Genomic DNA, 14,596 nt, shown 5'->3' on the forward strand with positions numbered 1-14,596 from the left:
GGTATACAGGGGGATGTGTGCTGAGTCTCGGAAAATCCAAACATGGGGTCCTGGGCGTGGACATCAGCTCGGCAGCCGTCAAGGTGCTGGAGCTGGCGCGACAGGGTAAGGGGTACCGGGTCGAGGCCTTCGCGGTCGAGCCGTTGCCGGACGGGGTGATGGTCGACAAGGTCTGTCAGGACACCGAGGCCGTGGGCAATGCCCTGGCCCGGGCGGTCAAGCGGTCCGGGACTCGACTCAAGCATTGTGCGATGGCCGTCCCCTCTTCCGCTGTCATCACCAAGACCATTCAAATGTCGGCCGCGCTGGGCGATGCGGAACTCGAAGGCCAGGTCTTCGTGGAGGCCGATCAGTACATCCCCTACACCCTCGAAGAGGTCAACCTGGACTTCCAGGTCCTGGGCAAGAACGAGAAGAACCCGCAGATGGTGGATGTCCTCGTGGTGGCCTCGCGCCGCGAGAACGTCGATTCGCGCGTGGCCATTGCCGAGGCCGCCAAGCTGACCCCCGAGCTGGTGGACGTCGAGGCCTACGCGATCGAGCACACCGCCGAGCGCCTGATGGAGCAGATCCCCGATCGCGAAAGCAAGCCTATCGTGGCGGTGGTGGACGTCGGCTCCTCGGTCACCGCGGTGTACGTCGTCAGCCAGGACGAGGGCGTGGTCTACACCCGCGAGCAGAATTTCGGCGGTCGCATGCTTACCGAGGAGATCATGCGCCGCTACAGCATGAACTATCAGGAAGCCGGGTCCGCCAAGATGAGCGGTGACCTGCCGGCCGACTACGGCAGCTCCATCCTCGAGCCCTTCAAGCAGACCATGGTCGACCAGATCCAGCGGCTGCTGCAGTACTTCTACGTCACGCGCCCGCAGGACACCATCGACCACATCCTCCTGGGCGGCGGGTGTGCGGCCATCCCGGGTGTGGACGAACTGCTGGAGGAGGCTGCCGGCACGCCGGTCTCCATCGCCAATCCGTTCCGCGGCATGGCGCTGGCCAAGCGGGTCAACCAGGAACGCTTCGCCAATGATGCCCCGGCGCTGATGACCGCCTGTGGCCTGGCCATGCGGGGGTATGCGTCATGATCTACATCAACCTCCTTCCCTGGCGCGAGAAGGCCCGCGAGCAACGGCGCAAGCAGTTCTTCGGTGCGGCCGGCGGCGCCGCCGTGGTCGGCGTTCTGCTGGCCTTCGCTGGCTACAGCTTCATGGGCGCGCTGATTGACCATCAGCAGTCGCGCAACCAGATGCTGGAGAGCGAGATCCGCGAGCTGGACCGCCAGATTGCCCGGATCCGAGATCTGGACGAGCAGCGCGAGGCGCTTATCGCCCGCATGGAAGTGATCCAGACCCTGCAGGCCCGCCGTCCCGAGGCGGTCCACCTGTTTGACCAGCTGGTCGAGACGCTGCCCGATGGCACATTCCTCAGCGAGGTTCGTCAGGAGGGCGAGAATGTCCGGCTGGTCGGGCGTTCCGAGTCCAACACGCGGATCTCCGCGCTGATGCGCCGGATCGACGCGTCGCCCTGGCTGGGCAGTTCCAACCTGCAGATCATCGAGACCCGGGAAGAGGGCCGTCTCCAGGTGCGTGACTTCCGTCTGGATGCCACGCAGACCCGGCCGGATGCCGAAGAGGGGGATTCCTGATGGATCTCAAGGAACTCAACCAGATCGACTTCAACAACATCGGGGAGGCCTCCTGGGGCGTCAAGGGCCTGATCCTGGTCGTGATTGTCCTGGCCATCCTCGGCCTGTCCTACTACCTGTTCATCGGTGATCAGCGCACGGATCTCGAGCGCGCGGAGAGCCGTGAGCTGCAGCTGCGCGACGAGTTCGAGGACAAACAGCAGCGCGCTGCCAACCTTCAGGCCTACGAGGACCAGCTCGAGGAGATGGAGCGCATGTTCGCCTCCCTGCTCGAGCTGCTGCCCAGCAGCGCGGAGATCCCCAGTCTGCTGGTGGACATCTCGCAGACCGGATTGCAGGCGGGGCTGGAAATCGAGCTGTTCGAGCCCCGCGGCGAGAACCGCCGTGACTTCTACGCCGAGGTCCCGATCCGGCTGCGGGTCCGCGGTGGATACGAGGACCTTGCCGAGTTCGCCAGCGGGGTGTCGGCCCTGCCTCGGGTGGTGACCATGCACAACATGCATATCCGTCCCGGTGATTCCGACAATGACCTGCTGATGGATGCGGTCGCCCGTACCTACCGCTACCTGGAGGAGAACTGATGAAGCATTCTTCCATGCAGGTGGTGTGGCCCGGGTTGGCCCTGGTGCTGGCGGGTGGCTTCCTGCTTTCCGGCTGCACCCAGGATAACCGCGACCTCGAGCGCTATATCGCCGAGGTAAAGGAGCGCCCGGGGAGCGGGATCGAGCCGATCCCGACCCTGGACCCGCACGAACCGTACCTCTATCCCGGACATACGCGGTCGCCGTTTGACTCGTCGGTAATCGCGCAGCCGGAGCTGGCGGCGGCCGAGGGGCAGCCGGGTGATGCCGAGGTCGATCCCGATCGCCCGCGCGAGTTCCTCGAGGGCTTCCCGCTGGATTCCCTGCGTATGGTCGGGTCGCTGGAGCAGCATGGCGTTCGCTATGCCCTGGTCCGAACCCCGGACCGCGGGGTCCAGCGGGTAACGGAAGGCAACTACATGGGACAGAACCACGGCGAAATCGTCGAAATCACGCCCACCCAGATCCGGTTGATCGAGGTGGTGCCGGATGCCTTCGGGGGACATGTGGAACGCGAGAATTCGGTAGCGCTGACCGAATAGCGGTTGGGGGAGAAGAACATGATGACGAGCATTCGCCGCAAGGTCGGCATAACCAACAGGGGATTCAACATGGGTTCTTCCATGCGCGCTTTCGCAGGGACGGTCGTGGCCGGCCTGCTGTTCATGGTGTCCCAGGGGGTGGCTGCCACCGAACTGGAAGAGATCCGGGCCGGCAGCCTAAGCGGGGACCGGGTGCAGGTGAACCTGCGCTTCTCCGAAGCGCCGCCTTCCGACATCCGTGCCTTCGCGATTGATTCGCCGCCGCGTATTGCGCTGGATCTGCCCAACGTGGGCAACTCGTTGCCACAGCGCGAGACCGACCTGAACGTGGGGCCCATCCTGCGCGCAAGCTCCGTAGAGGCGGGCAACCGCACGCGCGTGGTCCTCAATCTGACCCAGGCCTCCGAGTACCAGACCCGGGTGGAGGGCAATAACCTGATCCTGACCCTGGGTCGCGGGGTCTCCGAGGCGGATGCCCGAACCCAGCAGGTCGTGGACCGCGCGGGTGAACCGACCCCGGTCACCCGCAGTGCGCGCCCGGTCGAGATTACCGGAATCGACTTCCGTCGCGGCAGCGAGGGCGAGGGTCGCGTCGAGGTCGATCTCTCGCGCTCCGGCGCCGAGATCAACGTCCGTGAGCAGGCGGGGCGCATCGAGATGACCTTCCCCCGCGCGATGATCGACGAAGCCCTCGAGCGCCGCCTCGACGTCGTCGACTTTGCCACCCCGGTGCATATGATCGACACCGTCGCGGAACGTGACCGCGTGCGTATGGAGGTCGAGGCGCGCGGGGAATACGAGATCCTGTCCTACCAGAGCGACCGCCAGTTTGTCCTCGAGGTCGCCCCGATCTCCGAGGCGGAGCGCCAGGCCCGTGCGCGTGAGGAAGAGGAATTCGAGGGTGAACGCCTGTCGCTGAATTTCCAGGACATCGAGGTGCGCTCCGTCCTGCAGCTGCTGGCGGACTTCACCGATCTGAACATCGTGGTCAGCGATACCGTGGGGGGCAACATCACGCTGCGGTTGAACAACGTCCCCTGGGACCAGGCGCTGGACATCATTCTGCGCGCCCGCGGCCTCGACAAGCGCATGGACGGCAACGTCCTGTACGTCGCCCCCAGCCAGGAGATCGCCGCGCGCGAGCGCCAGGAGATGGAGACACAGCGTGACCGCCAGGAGCTGGAGCCCCTGCGCACCGAGTTCGTGCAGATCAACTTCGCCCAGGCGGAACAGATTGCCTCGCTGATCCGGGGTGGTGATGGCGGCCAGTTCCTGTCCGAGCGTGGCAGCATCACCATCGATACGCGTACCAATACCCTGCTGGTGCAGGACACTCAGAGCCGGATCGAGGACGTGCGTCGTCTGGTCTCTACGCTGGACGTCCCGGTCCAGCAGGTCCTGATCGAGACTCGTATCGTGATCGCGGAGGACACCTTCAACCGCGAACTGGGCGCTCGTTTTGGGATCAGCGCTACTCGTGGAAGTGATCGACGCACCCCTGCGGGTTTGTCCGGATCGCTGGAAGGCTCGAACAGCGCCCTGGGGACGAGTCCCGGGGACATGGGTGGCCTTGCCATTGGCGATCGGCTGAACAGTTCGCTGCCGGCCGGTGGTAATGCCGGGCAGGCAGGCCTGAGCATTCTGCGTAGCGGCGTGTTGCTGGATCTCGAGTTGTCGGCCCTGCAGGTCGAGGGTCGCGGCGAGATCATCTCCAGCCCGCGTGTCATCACCGCCAACGGCCAGACCGCCACGATCAAGCAGGGTGAGGAGATCCCCTATCAGGAGGCGACCGCCTCCGGGGCGACGTCCACCCAGTTCATCGAGGCGGTGCTTTCCACCGAGGTGACGCCGCAGATCACACCGAACGGAAACGTGATCCTCGACATCAACGTCAAGAAGGATGAGCCCAGCCAGCGCGTCATCCTCGGCGTGCCGGGGATCAACAAGCGCGAGGTGGAGACCCAGGTCTTTGTCGGCAATGGCGAGACCGTGGTGCTGGGCGGCGTGTACGAGATCGACAGCCGCACCAACCTGGAGAAAGTGCCGTTCTTCGGGGACATCCCGTTCCTCGGCAACCTGTTCCGCAACCGCTCCACGGAGAACACCAAGGCCGAATTGCTGATCTTCGTGACCCCGCGCGTGCTCGACTGAGTCCGCGTGATACCCCGGCTGCCGAAGGCACCGGGAGTTGATCCGAAAAGCCGGGGCCAGTCCCCGGCTTTTCTTTGTCGGACCCAGCCAGTAGCCTTGGCGACCATGCAGAACATCGTACTGGTAGGCCCTATGGGGGCCGGCAAGAGCACAATCGGGCGCGGCCTGGCCGGGCTGCTGCGGCGTCCCTTCTTCGACACGGATCAGGAGATCCAGCGGCGTACCGGTGTGGATATCCCGACGATCTTCGAGTTCGAGGGCGAGGCGGGGTTTCGCAAGCGCGAGACGGCGATGCTGGAATCCCTGCTGGAACAGGAAGGGGCCGTGATCGCCACGGGGGGCGGGATTGTCGAGCGCCCGGAGAATCGCGAGCGGCTGCGCGATCAGTTCGTGATCTACCTGCGCGTCCCGGTTGAAGAGCAGTTCCGCCGCACTCGGCGCAACCGCAAGCGTCCGCTGATTGCGGAGGCGGCGGATCCGAAGGCGCGGTTGCAGGAGCTGTTCGAGGCGCGAGACCCGCTCTATCAGGAGATCGCCAGCCTGACACTGGAGGGCAAAGGTCGCCGTGTGCGCGACGCCGTCAAAGGCGTGTGCTCGGCCCTCCAGGTCCAGCGCCCCGACCTGTGCCAGCCCCGCTCCGACGGTTAGTTTGCTCGACCTCTTGGGGAAACAGGACAAAAGCGGTGACAGGAAGTCTGGAAGAGCGGAAGAGTGATTTTGCGAGTGATGCCCGAGCGCACCGGACCCTGACCCAACTTCCCATCTTCCAGCCTTCCTGTGATCCGCTTTTGACTTTCTGTGTGCGGTTCCCGTTGGGTTATCCAGTTGGTCGTCAGTGGCGAGTGTTGCCGCCGCCGTCGGGGACGAACATGCCTTCCTGGGAGGGGGGCGAGCGGCGGCCGTGCGAGGCGTGATGGAACAGGAGCCGCCAGCGCGAATCCACCCGTCGCCAGGTCTGGCTGATCAGGATGGTCCCGGTCGGCGCCACGTCGCCCGGGCGGGTGATCGCCTCCTCGATGACCAGGCTGATGACTTCGCCGCTCTCGTGGCGCCCCACGATCTTCGGCTCGATACCGATGTTCAGTTCGCGCGCGAAGACCAGCAGCCAGCTCTCCATCACCTCCGCCACGCCGCGGTGCGCGCGCGGGCTGCCCGGGTGGATGCAGACGATGTCCGGGCGTTCGGCCCACAGGCGCATCATCTGCTCGATGTCGGCGGCGCGGAACGCGGTGTAGTACGCCTCGACGCAGCGGTCGGCATCGGTCTCCATCAGTGCATACCCCCGGTCGGCCATTCCGGGGCCGGTTCCGGGTCCGGGCTGGCGTGGTGGAGCACCATGCGCCAGCTGTCGCCCACCTGGCGGTACCCGTTGGTCGCCAGCATCACGCCTCGGCGCTCCCCGTGGACGTAGAGGTTTTCCCGCAGGACGTGCAGGACGAGGTCATCGCCCGGGATCGCCGTCACCTGGGTGCGGTGGACCACGACGCCGCGCATGCCGGGCAGAATGTCGTCCCAGCTCTCCAGGATCACGTCCGTGCCCTGCAGGCGTTCGCCCCCGGGGTGGATGCAGACGCACTCGTCGCTGTCGTGCCAGACCTCGCGCATGCCCTGCGGGTCGCCCGCCTGAAAGGCTTCGTAGAACGCGGCTTCCGCGGACTGGGGAGAGGGGAACGTGGCCATACGCGTCGGGGGAGCTCCAGAAACGGAATGCTTATTGTCGCAGGAGCGCTTCCCGATGACGAATGCGGGTCGGGCCCGGGAGATGACGTAGTCGGCTCGAGCCGCCAGAATGGCGCCCCCGGACCTCTGGAGCCCGCATGGCACGCATCCTCGCCACCGGCATTGTGACCCTCGACCATACCCTCGACGTCGCCGCATTTCCCGCCGAGGACGCGGAGATCCGCGCGCTCGCCAGCACGACCCAGCCCGGCGGCAACGCTACCAATACCGCGGCGATCCTGGCCCAGTTCGGGCATCGCCCGGGACTGGCCGCGGTGATTGCCCGGGGCGCGGGCGGGGATGCCCAGGTCGAGCAGTTGCAGGCGCGCGGGCTGGACGTGCGGCACTGCGTGCGGAAGCCCGGAGCGACGCCGACCTCGCATATCCTGCGTTCCCGGGCCACCGGCAGCCGTACCATCGTCCACCACCGCGATCTCCCCGAACTGGAGGAAGCGGATGTCTCCGGCGTGCCCTGGTCGGAATACGACTGGCTGCACTTCGAGGGCCGTAACCCCGAAGCCCTGGTCGCGATCCTGGCAGCCGCGCGCGCGAGTATCTTCGACCAGCCCGTATCGCTGGAGCTGGAGAAACCCCGTCCCGGCCTGGAGGCCTGCCTGGAGTATGCCGACGTCCTGATGCTTTCGCGGGACTGGGCTGCCACTGTGGCGGACACACCGGAGGACGCGCTGCGGCAGATGGCGAGCCGCTTCCCCGACCGCATCCTGACCGTGACGGCCGGAAGCGCCGGTGCCTGGCTGGCTGCCCGTGGCGCGATCCACCACTGTGCACCCACGCCCGGTCTGCAGGTGGTGGACAGCGTGGGTGCGGGAGATGCCTTCAATGCCGGCCTGATCGATGCGCTGGTCTCCGGCACCCCCCCCGAGCAGGCCTTGTACGCGGCCGTGCGCCTGGCCGAGCGCAAGCTCGCGCAGCTCGGGTTCGAGGGGCTGGCGGCGGAGGTGTCCGACCTCGGCGTCGGGCCGGGTTAGGGCCGGGATAAGGGGGATAGCCGCCTGTTCAGCGGCACACAGGCGTCAGGGGGGTCAGGCCTCTTCGCCGAAACGGTCGGCCACCAGTTCGGTCAGCGCGTCCAGCGCCTCGGGGGCATCCTCGCCTTCGGTCTCGATGGTGATCTCGCTGCCCTGGGCCGCGGCCAGCATCATGACCCCCATGATGCTCTTGCCGTTGACCTCCTGCTGGTTGCGGGAGACGGTGACATCGGCGGCGTACTGGCTGGCCAGGCTGACAAACTTGGCCGCAGCACGCGCGTGCATCCCCAGGCGGTTAACGATGGGGACTACGCGCTGCGGCATCGCTGCACTCCTGGTCGCAGAGAAGGATTCCGTCATGCCCGCCGGACAGGGCCTTGTTGACCAGCTCGGTCAGCGGGAGATGCTGGTAGTTGAGGACGCGGATCAGCATCGGCAGGTTGATCCCGGCGATCACGCGCGCGTTGGCCCCGCGAGCCACTCGGCTGGCGACGTTGGAGGGGGTGGAACCGAACATGTCGGTCAGGATCAGTACCCCGGCGCCGCTGTCCAGAGTGGTCAGGCGCTCGCGGGCGCGGGCCAGGACCTCGTCGGGGTCGTCGTTCTGGGACATCGCCATGGACTCGCAGTCATCGGGCAGGCCGCCAAGCATGCTTTGTGCGGTCTGCAAGAGGGTGTCGCCCAGGTTTTGATGCGTGATCAGAATGAGACCAACGCCCATGGATCTGCTCCAATTGCGGGTTCCGTAGGGGCCTGCCCCCGCGCTTCGTGGTTACTGCTTGCCCAGCTCGCGGTGACGGGTGCTAACAGTAACATGTTCCCGGTCCCGCCACGCCCCCGCAAGGCGTTCGACCAGGTATACCGAGCGGTGTCGGCCACCGGTGCAGCCGATCGAGACCGTCACGTAACTGCGGTGGTCCTCCAGCAGCCGCGGGAGCCACTGCGAGAGAAAGCCCTGGATGCTGTCGAACATGGCCGCGACCTCCCCGTGCCCCTCGAGGAACTCGCATACGGCCGGGTCGCGGCCGGTCAGGCCGGCCAGCTCGCGTTCGTAGTAGGGGTTGGGCAGGCAGCGCACGTCGAACACGAAGTCCGAGTCCATCGGCGCGCCGTGCTTGAAGCCGAAGGACTGGAACAGCAGGGACAGCTCGTGCTCTCCGCGCTCGCCCATGCGGTCGCGCAGGGTACGGGCCAGGTCGTGCATCGACAGCCGCGAGGTGTCCACCGTCAGGTCGGCCTCCGCCGCGACGTGGCCCAGCCACTCGCGTTCGCGGTCGATGGCCTCCACCAGGGGCACGCCATCGCGCGCCAGCGGGTGACGCCGCCGGGTCAGGTGGTAGCGCCGCAGCAGTACGTCGCTTGAGGCCTGCAGGAACAGGACCTCCACCTGCAGGCCCTCCGCCCGTAGCCCGGCCAGCAGGCTGGCAAACCCCTTCAGGGCCTCCAGCCCGCTGCGCACGTCGACGCCGACCGCCAGGTGGCGATCGCCCTCGGTGTCGTAGTGGCCCTGGCGCACCTGGCGAATCAGGTCCGGCAGCAGCGGCAGCGGGAGGTTGTCCACACAGAAATAGCCCGCGTCCTCCAGGGTGTGCAGGGCCACGGTCTTGCCGGATCCGGACAGACCGCTGACGATCAGCAGGCGCATGGCGGGCTCAGCCCTCCGGGTCCGGGTTAGGGACGGTCGTGGCGGGCACGGCCCGGTGGTAGGGCGGCTCCTCGGCCTCGCCGCTCATCTGCCGGCGCTGGCGGGCGCGCAGGTCATCCCCGGCGATGTAGCCCTGCATGTGCAGCATGTGGTTGCGCACGGCGGCCTCGATCATCACCGCGATGTTGCGACCCGGCGCCACCGGGAGGCTGATCAGCGGGATCCGCAGGCCAAGGATGTCGATCTCGCCGCGGCGGCCGTTCAGCCGGTCGTCGGGGACCGGCGAGGGCTCGCCGTGATCGCGCAGGTCGATGATCAGCCGCAGGTACTTGCCGCCCTTGATCGCGGAGTCGCCGTACATGGCGCGGATGTTCAGGACCCCCAGCCCGCGCACCTCGAGCAGGTCCTGGAGCAGGGCCGGGCAGTGACCGCGCACGATGTCGGGGGCAATACGCGCAAATTCGGGGGCATCGTCGGCGATCAGGCGGTGCCCGCGCGAGATCAGCTCCAGCGCCACCTCGCTCTTGCCGACGCTGGAGGCCCCGCTGATCAGGACACCGATGCCGAGGATCTCCATGAACACGCCATGGCGCACCTCGAAGTGCGCCAGACGCTGCTGCAGGAAGTAGCGCAGCAGCGCGATGATCTCGTGGCTGCTGGTGCTGGAACACAGGATCAGCGGCAGCGCCTCCTGCGGGGCATGGGGCATCTCCGAGAACGGGCAGGTGTCCTCGGCGAAGATCACCGCGGTGGTGCCGGTGCGGGCCATCTCCAGGATCAGGTCGTTGCGCTGGTCGTCGCTGAGGCCGGCGATGTAGCGGGCCTCGAAGTCCCCGATGACCTGGATGCGGTTGGGGCGGATCAGGTTGAGGTGGCCGGCCAGTGGCAGGTCATCCCCGTCCTCGCCGACCAGCTTGCGGTCGGGGGCGGCGTGCTCGCCATGCACGAAGCGCAGATCCAGGCGGTTGCCCATAGCCTGGATCAGGCTCTCCACGTTGATGTCGCGGGCAATCCCGCCTTCGCCCAGTGCCTCGTTCATGAGCAGGGCCGGCGGGGATCGGTGGCGTGGCAGGGTGCGGGGCGCACGGGATCAGCCCTCGCGGAAGCGGCGGACGAGTTCCTGTTCCAGGCTGGCGGCATCGCCGGCCCGGCGCAGGGCGGCAATGGTGTCCGGTTGCGAAAGCCCGCGCGCCAGCTGGGCCAGCAGGTCGAGGTGATCGCTGGTGGCGGCCTCCGGGACCAGCAGGGCGATCAGGATGTCGACCGGCTCGTGGTCCATGGCGTCAAAGTCGACGCCGCTCTCCAGGCGCAGGACGGCCACGCGCGGAGCCTCGAGATCGGCCAGGCGGCCATGGGGGATCGCAACCCCATGGCCCAGGCCGGTGGAGCCCAGCTTTTCGCGCGCGGACAGGGCCTCGAAGATCGCGGTGCTGCCCGGTCCGCCGGCATCACCGCCGCCGGCGAGGAGTTCCGACAGGGCCTCCAGGGCCCGCTTCTGACTGGAGCATTCCGGCTCCAGGCGGATGCGCTCGGCGGTGATCAGCTCGGCAATGGACATGGGTCAGGAGGCCTGCTCGCGGTTGCGCTGGGCGCCCTCGGCCCGGTGATGATCCTTGACCTTTTCCTTGTGCTTGATCAGCTGGCGGTCGACCTTGTCGATCAGCGCGTCGATGGCGGCGTACATGTCCTCGTGGGAGGCCTCGGCGTGGATGTGATTGCCGCTGACCTGGAGATTCGCCTCGGCCTTGTTGAACTGGTTCTGGGTCTTCTCGTGGGTCAGCACGACGTGCACGTCGATGACCTTGTCGAAGTGGCGCTCCAGCTTCGCGAACTTCTCGTTGACGTAGTCGCGCAGGGCGTCGGTGAGGTCCACATGGTGGCCGGTCAGGTTGATCTGCATGGTCGGGACTCCTTGGTTACTTGTGGCCGGTGGGCATGGAGGCCATCTGCCGGCGTTCGCTGGATGAAGGGATGTGCATCGCCTCGCGGTACTTGGCTACGGTGCGACGCGCCACATTGATGCCCCGGTCCGCCAGGATCTGGGCGAGCCGGGCATCGCTGAGCGGCTTGTTCGCGGGTTCGTCGTCGATCAATTCGCGAATCATGGCACGGATGGCGGTGGCGGAACACTCGCCACCGTCGTTGGTGCCGACGTGGCTGGAAAAGAAATACTTGAACTCGAAGACCCCGCGCGGGGTGTGCATGTATTTCTGGGTTGTGACCCGGGAGATGGTCGATTCGTGCATCTCCAGGATCTCGGCGATATCGCGCAGGATCAATGGCTGCATCGCGACCTCGCCGTGTTCCAGGAAGCCCTGCTGGCGATGGACGATCGCCTCGGCGACGCGCAGCAGGGTGTCGTTGCGGCTGTGCAGGCTCTTCAGGAACCAGCGCGCCTCCTGCAGCTGGTCGCGCATGAAGGCGCTGTCGCGGGCATCCGATACCTGGCGCACCATGCCGGCGTAGAGGTCGTTGATACGGATGCGTGGCGCGATCTCCGGGTTCAGCTCCACGCGCCAGCCCTCCGGGGTGTGGCGCACGTAGACATCGGGCACCACGTATTCGGAGGTGGCGGCACTGATCTGCGCGCCCGGCCGCGGGTTCAGGGTGCGGATCAGGTCCAGGGCGCGCGCCAGTTCGTCCGGGTCGCGCACACCCGACTGGCGTTGCAGGGCTTTGTAATCCCGCTTGCCCAGGCTGTCCATGCCGTGTTCCAGGATCGCCCGGGCGGCCTCGCGGGCGGGGGCGTCCGGGGCCAGTTCGCGCAGCTGGATCTCCAGGCATTCGCGCAGGTCGCGCGCGCCCACGCCCAGCGGGTCGCATTGCTGGATCCAGTGCAGGACCGCCTCGACCTCGTCCACGCCGACGGGTTCGTCCTCGCCGCGGCTGATGGTCTCGGCCAGGGTCTCGAGGTCGCCTTCGAGATAGCCATCGGGGCTGATCGCGTCGATCAGGGCCGCGCCGATGCGCTGGTCGCGCGGGGTCAGGTGGCTCAGGTGCAGCTGCCACAGCAGGTGGTCCTGCAGGCCCTCGCCGTCATCGTCACTGGTGTTCTCCAGTGGGTCGCGGTCATCCACGCCCTTGGGGGCGGGCGGCGGTTCGTAGATGTCGTCCCAGCGGCTGTCGGTGGTGAGCTCCTCGGGAATCACGTCATCGCTGGTGGTAGTGGCCTCCATGCGGTCGCCTTCCACCACCTCGCCCTCCGCGTCCAGGCGCTCGGTCGCGGCCATCTCGTCCTCGTCCTCCACCTGCTCCAGCATCGGGTTGCTCTCCAGCGCCTGCTGGATCTCCACCTGTAGTTCGAGCGTGGACAGCTGCAACAGGCGAATGGCCTGCTGCAGTTGCGGGGTCATGGTGAGCGTCTGACCCAGCTGAAGATTCAGGCCGGGTTTCAGCATTGGCTATGCGGGGCGCGGGTGACCATAAGAGCGATCTTAAATCGTGCCTCGTGGTTTGTGCACCGGCGCGGGTTGTGCGCGTGCCGGCATCACAGGCGGAAATTCTCGCCGAGATAGACCTGGCGCACCTGGGGGTCGGCCAGTAGCTCGTCGGGTGTCCCGGCGGCCAGCAGGCGCCCCTCGCTCAGAATATAGGCCCTGTGGCAGATCCCGAGGGTCTCGCGCACGTTGTGATCGGAGATCAGAACCCCGATGCCGCGCGCTGCAAGGTGGCGAATTACATCCTGGATATCGCCCACCGAGATCGGGTCCACCCCGGCAAAGGGCTCGTCCAGGCAGATGAATTGCGGGTCACCGGCCAGGGCCCGCGCAATCTCGGCGCGCCGACGTTCGCCGCCGGACAGCGCGATCCCGGGGCTGTGGCGCACGGTCTCGAGCTGAAACTCCTCGATCAGCGCGTCGCCGATACGCCGGCGTTCGTGGCGGTCCAGTCCGGGACGCAGTTCCAGCACGGCCTGCAGGTTGTCCCACACGCTCAGGCGGCGAAAGATCGAGGCCTCCTGGGGCAGGTAGCCGAGACCGGCGCGGGCGCGCACGTGAATGGGCGCGCGGGTGATGTCGTGCCCGCCCAGGGTGATGCGCCCGGCGTTAGGGCGGATCAGCCCGACCAGGCTGTAGAAGCAGGTGGTCTTGCCGGCGCCGTTGGGACCCAGTAGGCCGACCACTTCACCGGGTGCGAGGTCGACATCCACCTGGTCGAGCACGGTGCGCTGGCCGTAGCGCTTGGTCAGTTCGCGCCCGATCAGGCGATCACGGGCCTCGGCGGGTTCCGGCGCCGGGCTGGTGGCGGGTGCGTTCATTCGTCGTCGCGTGGCTGGATGGTGATGCGTACGCGTTCGCTGTCGCCCTCGCCGCGTTCGGCCTCGATCACGTCGGTGGTCAGGTCGTAGGTGATGCGCTTGCCGCGCGCCTCTTCGCTGGCGGTGATCACATGGGCCTGGTCGGTGAGGATCATGCGGTCCTCGTTCAGCAGGTAGTCGATGCGCAGCGCGGTGGCGATACGCATCTCGCCGGTCTCGGGGTCGGGGGATTCCAGGCGGGCCGGCTCGCCGTGGGCCTCCATCTCGTAAGGGCGACGATCCCGGGTGCGCACGTAGACCGTGTCGGCCTCCAGCGTCATGTCGCCGCGGATCACGATCACGTCCCCGGTGTAGGTGCCCAGGCCCTGGCGTTCGTCCATCTCCGCGCGGTCGGCGGTGATCTCCACCGGCAGCGAGGGTCCCGATCCCTGCTGGCCCAGGGCCGGCGTCGCCAGCAGGGCGGAGAGGAGGCCGGCCGCCGCAAGCAGGCCCGGCAGGCGGCGGCTATTCGGGATCGGGGTCATGCGCGGGGTCCTCCTCGCTCGCCTCGCTGTAGAGCGAGTACACGTCATGGAACAGCTCTATGGTATCCGCTCGCGAGTCCACGCGCAGGCCGGTGCCGCGCTGGAACAGCCCGGGCTGGTTCAGGGTGGAGAGGGCGTCCGAGGTGGCGACCATGGTGTCTGTGGCGATACGTACATCCCGCGAGTCGATGACCGTCTGCACGCGTTCGCCGCGGGCTGGTTGTACGCCGTGGGTGGGGCCGACCAGGTCCAGGGTTTCGTCAGCCGGGCGGTGCAGGGCCGCCGGGGCGGTCCAGCGCCATTCGATACCGCCATCGGCGAACAGGTCGAGTTCCGGGTCATCCACCCACTGCGGCCCGTCGCGGCCGAATTCGCGCAGTCGGGTGCCCTGCAGCCGGTGGGTCCGCTCACCGTCGTCGCCGGTGGCGTGCAGCGTGAATCCGTCGATCTGCAGGGTCACCTCGCCCTCGGGCGGGGTGACCTCGGCGGTTGCGGGGCTTGCGCACGCCAGCGTGAACAGGACCAACGGCGGCGCCAGACCG

The 14,596-nt window shown here is 67.2% G+C and carries 19 protein-coding genes; 7 read left to right on the forward strand and 12 right to left on the reverse strand.

Annotated elements, in window-relative coordinates; translation table 11 throughout:
- Positions 1 to 17: 17 nt before the first annotated feature.
- From H609_RS0103575 to H609_RS0103600, 6 genes are all read left to right on the forward strand, one after another.
- Positions 18 to 1,085 (forward strand): pilus assembly protein PilM, encoded by a 1,068-nt coding sequence (locus tag H609_RS0103575; RefSeq protein ID WP_018876524.1) that lies wholly within the window; start codon positions 18 to 20, stop codon positions 1,083 to 1,085.
- The gene (locus tag H609_RS0103580) at positions 1,082 to 1,645 is read left to right on the forward strand and encodes a PilN domain-containing protein (protein ID WP_018865587.1); all 564 of its coding nucleotides are present in this window, start codon (positions 1,082 to 1,084) and stop codon (positions 1,643 to 1,645) included. Before H609_RS0103575 ends, H609_RS0103580 begins: the two co-directional genes overlap by 4 nt.
- A complete protein-coding gene (locus H609_RS0103585; protein WP_028484341.1) occupies positions 1,645 to 2,226 on the forward strand; it encodes a type 4a pilus biogenesis protein PilO in 582 nt (193 codons plus the stop codon). The genes H609_RS0103580 and H609_RS0103585 overlap by 1 nt, the downstream gene beginning before the upstream one ends.
- On the forward strand, positions 2,226 to 2,768 hold the full coding sequence (locus H609_RS0103590) for a pilus assembly protein PilP (protein WP_018865589.1): 543 nt from the start codon (positions 2,226 to 2,228) through the stop codon (positions 2,766 to 2,768). The genes H609_RS0103585 and H609_RS0103590 overlap by 1 nt, the downstream gene beginning before the upstream one ends.
- Before the next feature lie 18 nt (positions 2,769 to 2,786).
- The gene (gene pilQ, locus H609_RS0103595; protein ID WP_028484342.1) at positions 2,787 to 4,919 is read left to right on the forward strand and encodes a type IV pilus secretin PilQ; all 2,133 of its coding nucleotides are present in this window, start codon (positions 2,787 to 2,789) and stop codon (positions 4,917 to 4,919) included.
- 105 nt (positions 4,920 to 5,024) lie between these two features.
- Entirely contained in the window at positions 5,025 to 5,567 is a 543-nt protein-coding gene (locus tag H609_RS0103600; RefSeq protein WP_028484343.1) for a shikimate kinase, read from the forward strand.
- 184 nt (positions 5,568 to 5,751) lie between these two features.
- Here H609_RS0103600 and H609_RS0103605 read toward each other — a convergent pair whose 3' ends face one another.
- The gene (locus H609_RS0103605) at positions 5,752 to 6,213 is read right to left on the reverse strand and encodes a nuclear transport factor 2 family protein (protein WP_196800890.1); all 462 of its coding nucleotides are present in this window, start codon (positions 6,211 to 6,213) and stop codon (positions 5,752 to 5,754) included.
- Positions 6,189 to 6,599 carry a nuclear transport factor 2 family protein gene (locus H609_RS0103610; protein ID WP_018865593.1) on the reverse strand — a complete coding sequence of 137 codons (411 nt, stop codon included), beginning with the start codon at positions 6,597 to 6,599 and terminating at the stop codon, positions 6,189 to 6,191. The genes H609_RS0103605 and H609_RS0103610 overlap by 25 nt, the downstream gene beginning before the upstream one ends.
- 137 nt (positions 6,600 to 6,736) lie before the next feature.
- Here H609_RS0103610 and H609_RS0103615 point away from each other — a divergent pair, with 137 nt between their 5' ends.
- Complete coding sequence (locus H609_RS0103615) at positions 6,737 to 7,627, forward strand: PfkB family carbohydrate kinase (protein ID WP_028484345.1); 891 nt, start codon at positions 6,737 to 6,739, stop codon at positions 7,625 to 7,627.
- Positions 7,628 to 7,681: 54 nt separating this feature from the next.
- On the opposite strand, the gene H609_RS0103620 is transcribed toward H609_RS0103615, so the two are convergent.
- The 10 genes from H609_RS0103620 to lptC form a co-directional block, all read right to left on the reverse strand.
- Positions 7,682 to 7,951: an HPr family phosphocarrier protein gene (locus tag H609_RS0103620; RefSeq protein WP_018865595.1), complete on the reverse strand. Its 270-nt coding sequence runs from the start codon at positions 7,949 to 7,951 to the stop codon at positions 7,682 to 7,684.
- Positions 7,923 to 8,348, reverse strand: coding sequence for a PTS sugar transporter subunit IIA (locus tag H609_RS0103625; protein WP_018865596.1), 426 nt, complete (start codon positions 8,346 to 8,348; stop codon positions 7,923 to 7,925). Before H609_RS0103625 ends, H609_RS0103620 begins: the two co-directional genes overlap by 29 nt.
- 51 nt (positions 8,349 to 8,399) lie before the next feature.
- Complete coding sequence (rapZ, locus tag H609_RS0103630) at positions 8,400 to 9,272, reverse strand: RNase adapter RapZ (RefSeq protein WP_018865597.1); 873 nt, start codon at positions 9,270 to 9,272, stop codon at positions 8,400 to 8,402.
- A gap of 7 nt (positions 9,273 to 9,279) precedes the next feature.
- On the reverse strand, positions 9,280 to 10,311 hold the full coding sequence (gene hprK / locus H609_RS0103635) for an HPr(Ser) kinase/phosphatase (RefSeq protein WP_018865598.1): 1,032 nt from the start codon (positions 10,309 to 10,311) through the stop codon (positions 9,280 to 9,282).
- Positions 10,312 to 10,362: 51 nt separating this feature from the next.
- Positions 10,363 to 10,830 (reverse strand): PTS sugar transporter subunit IIA, encoded by a 468-nt coding sequence (locus H609_RS0103640; protein ID WP_018865599.1) that lies wholly within the window; start codon positions 10,828 to 10,830, stop codon positions 10,363 to 10,365.
- Positions 10,831 to 10,833: 3 nt separating this feature from the next.
- The gene (gene hpf / locus H609_RS0103645; RefSeq protein ID WP_018865600.1) at positions 10,834 to 11,172 is read right to left on the reverse strand and encodes a ribosome hibernation-promoting factor, HPF/YfiA family; all 339 of its coding nucleotides are present in this window, start codon (positions 11,170 to 11,172) and stop codon (positions 10,834 to 10,836) included.
- A 16-nt stretch (positions 11,173 to 11,188) separates the two neighbouring features.
- The gene (locus tag H609_RS0103650; protein ID WP_018876518.1) at positions 11,189 to 12,670 is read right to left on the reverse strand and encodes an RNA polymerase factor sigma-54; all 1,482 of its coding nucleotides are present in this window, start codon (positions 12,668 to 12,670) and stop codon (positions 11,189 to 11,191) included.
- A gap of 89 nt (positions 12,671 to 12,759) precedes the next feature.
- Positions 12,760 to 13,530, reverse strand: a complete 771-nt coding sequence (lptB, locus tag H609_RS0103655) for an LPS export ABC transporter ATP-binding protein (protein WP_028484346.1) — start codon at positions 13,528 to 13,530, stop codon at positions 12,760 to 12,762.
- Positions 13,527 to 14,054, reverse strand: a complete 528-nt coding sequence (gene lptA, locus H609_RS0103660; protein ID WP_018880012.1) for a lipopolysaccharide transport periplasmic protein LptA — start codon at positions 14,052 to 14,054, stop codon at positions 13,527 to 13,529. Before lptA ends, lptB begins: the two co-directional genes overlap by 4 nt.
- Entirely contained in the window at positions 14,035 to 14,580 is a 546-nt protein-coding gene (lptC, locus tag H609_RS0103665; RefSeq protein WP_018880011.1) for an LPS export ABC transporter periplasmic protein LptC, read from the reverse strand. The genes lptA and lptC overlap by 20 nt, the downstream gene beginning before the upstream one ends.
- Positions 14,581 to 14,596: the final 16 nt, after the last annotated feature.

The sequence above is a fragment of the Thioalkalivibrio sp. ALE17 genome, assembly GCF_000425605.1.
Taxonomy (GTDB): Bacteria; Pseudomonadota; Gammaproteobacteria; order Ectothiorhodospirales; family Ectothiorhodospiraceae; genus Thioalkalivibrio.

What these genes read in the sequence shown, in the direction of transcription:
- H609_RS0103580 (WP_018865587.1), top strand. Translation starts at nt 1,082, where the DNA reads ATGATCTACATCAACCTCCTTCCCTGGCGCGAGAAGGCCCGCGAGCAA.
- H609_RS0103585 (WP_028484341.1), top strand. Translation starts at nt 1,645, where the DNA reads ATGGATCTCAAGGAACTCAACCAGATCGACTTCAACAACATCGGGGAG.
- H609_RS0103590 (WP_018865589.1), top strand. Translation starts at nt 2,226, where the DNA reads ATGAAGCATTCTTCCATGCAGGTGGTGTGGCCCGGGTTGGCCCTGGTG.
- pilQ (WP_028484342.1), top strand. Translation starts at nt 2,787, where the DNA reads ATGATGACGAGCATTCGCCGCAAGGTCGGCATAACCAACAGGGGATTC.
- H609_RS0103600 (WP_028484343.1), top strand. Translation starts at nt 5,025, where the DNA reads ATGCAGAACATCGTACTGGTAGGCCCTATGGGGGCCGGCAAGAGCACA.
- H609_RS0103605 (WP_196800890.1), bottom strand. Translation starts at nt 6,213, where the DNA reads ATGGCCGACCGGGGGTATGCACTGATGGAGACCGATGCCGACCGCTGC.
- H609_RS0103610 (WP_018865593.1), bottom strand. Translation starts at nt 6,599, where the DNA reads ATGGCCACGTTCCCCTCTCCCCAGTCCGCGGAAGCCGCGTTCTACGAA.
- H609_RS0103615 (WP_028484345.1), top strand. Translation starts at nt 6,737, where the DNA reads ATGGCACGCATCCTCGCCACCGGCATTGTGACCCTCGACCATACCCTC.
- H609_RS0103620 (WP_018865595.1), bottom strand. Translation starts at nt 7,951, where the DNA reads ATGCCGCAGCGCGTAGTCCCCATCGTTAACCGCCTGGGGATGCACGCG.
- H609_RS0103625 (WP_018865596.1), bottom strand. Translation starts at nt 8,348, where the DNA reads ATGGGCGTTGGTCTCATTCTGATCACGCATCAAAACCTGGGCGACACC.
- rapZ (WP_018865597.1), bottom strand. Translation starts at nt 9,272, where the DNA reads ATGCGCCTGCTGATCGTCAGCGGTCTGTCCGGATCCGGCAAGACCGTG.
- hprK (WP_018865598.1), bottom strand. Translation starts at nt 10,311, where the DNA reads ATGAACGAGGCACTGGGCGAAGGCGGGATTGCCCGCGACATCAACGTG.
- H609_RS0103640 (WP_018865599.1), bottom strand. Translation starts at nt 10,830, where the DNA reads ATGTCCATTGCCGAGCTGATCACCGCCGAGCGCATCCGCCTGGAGCCG.
- hpf (WP_018865600.1), bottom strand. Translation starts at nt 11,172, where the DNA reads ATGCAGATCAACCTGACCGGCCACCATGTGGACCTCACCGACGCCCTG.
- H609_RS0103650 (WP_018876518.1), bottom strand. Translation starts at nt 12,670, where the DNA reads ATGCTGAAACCCGGCCTGAATCTTCAGCTGGGTCAGACGCTCACCATG.
- lptB (WP_028484346.1), bottom strand. Translation starts at nt 13,530, where the DNA reads ATGAACGCACCCGCCACCAGCCCGGCGCCGGAACCCGCCGAGGCCCGT.
- lptA (WP_018880012.1), bottom strand. Translation starts at nt 14,054, where the DNA reads ATGACCCCGATCCCGAATAGCCGCCGCCTGCCGGGCCTGCTTGCGGCG.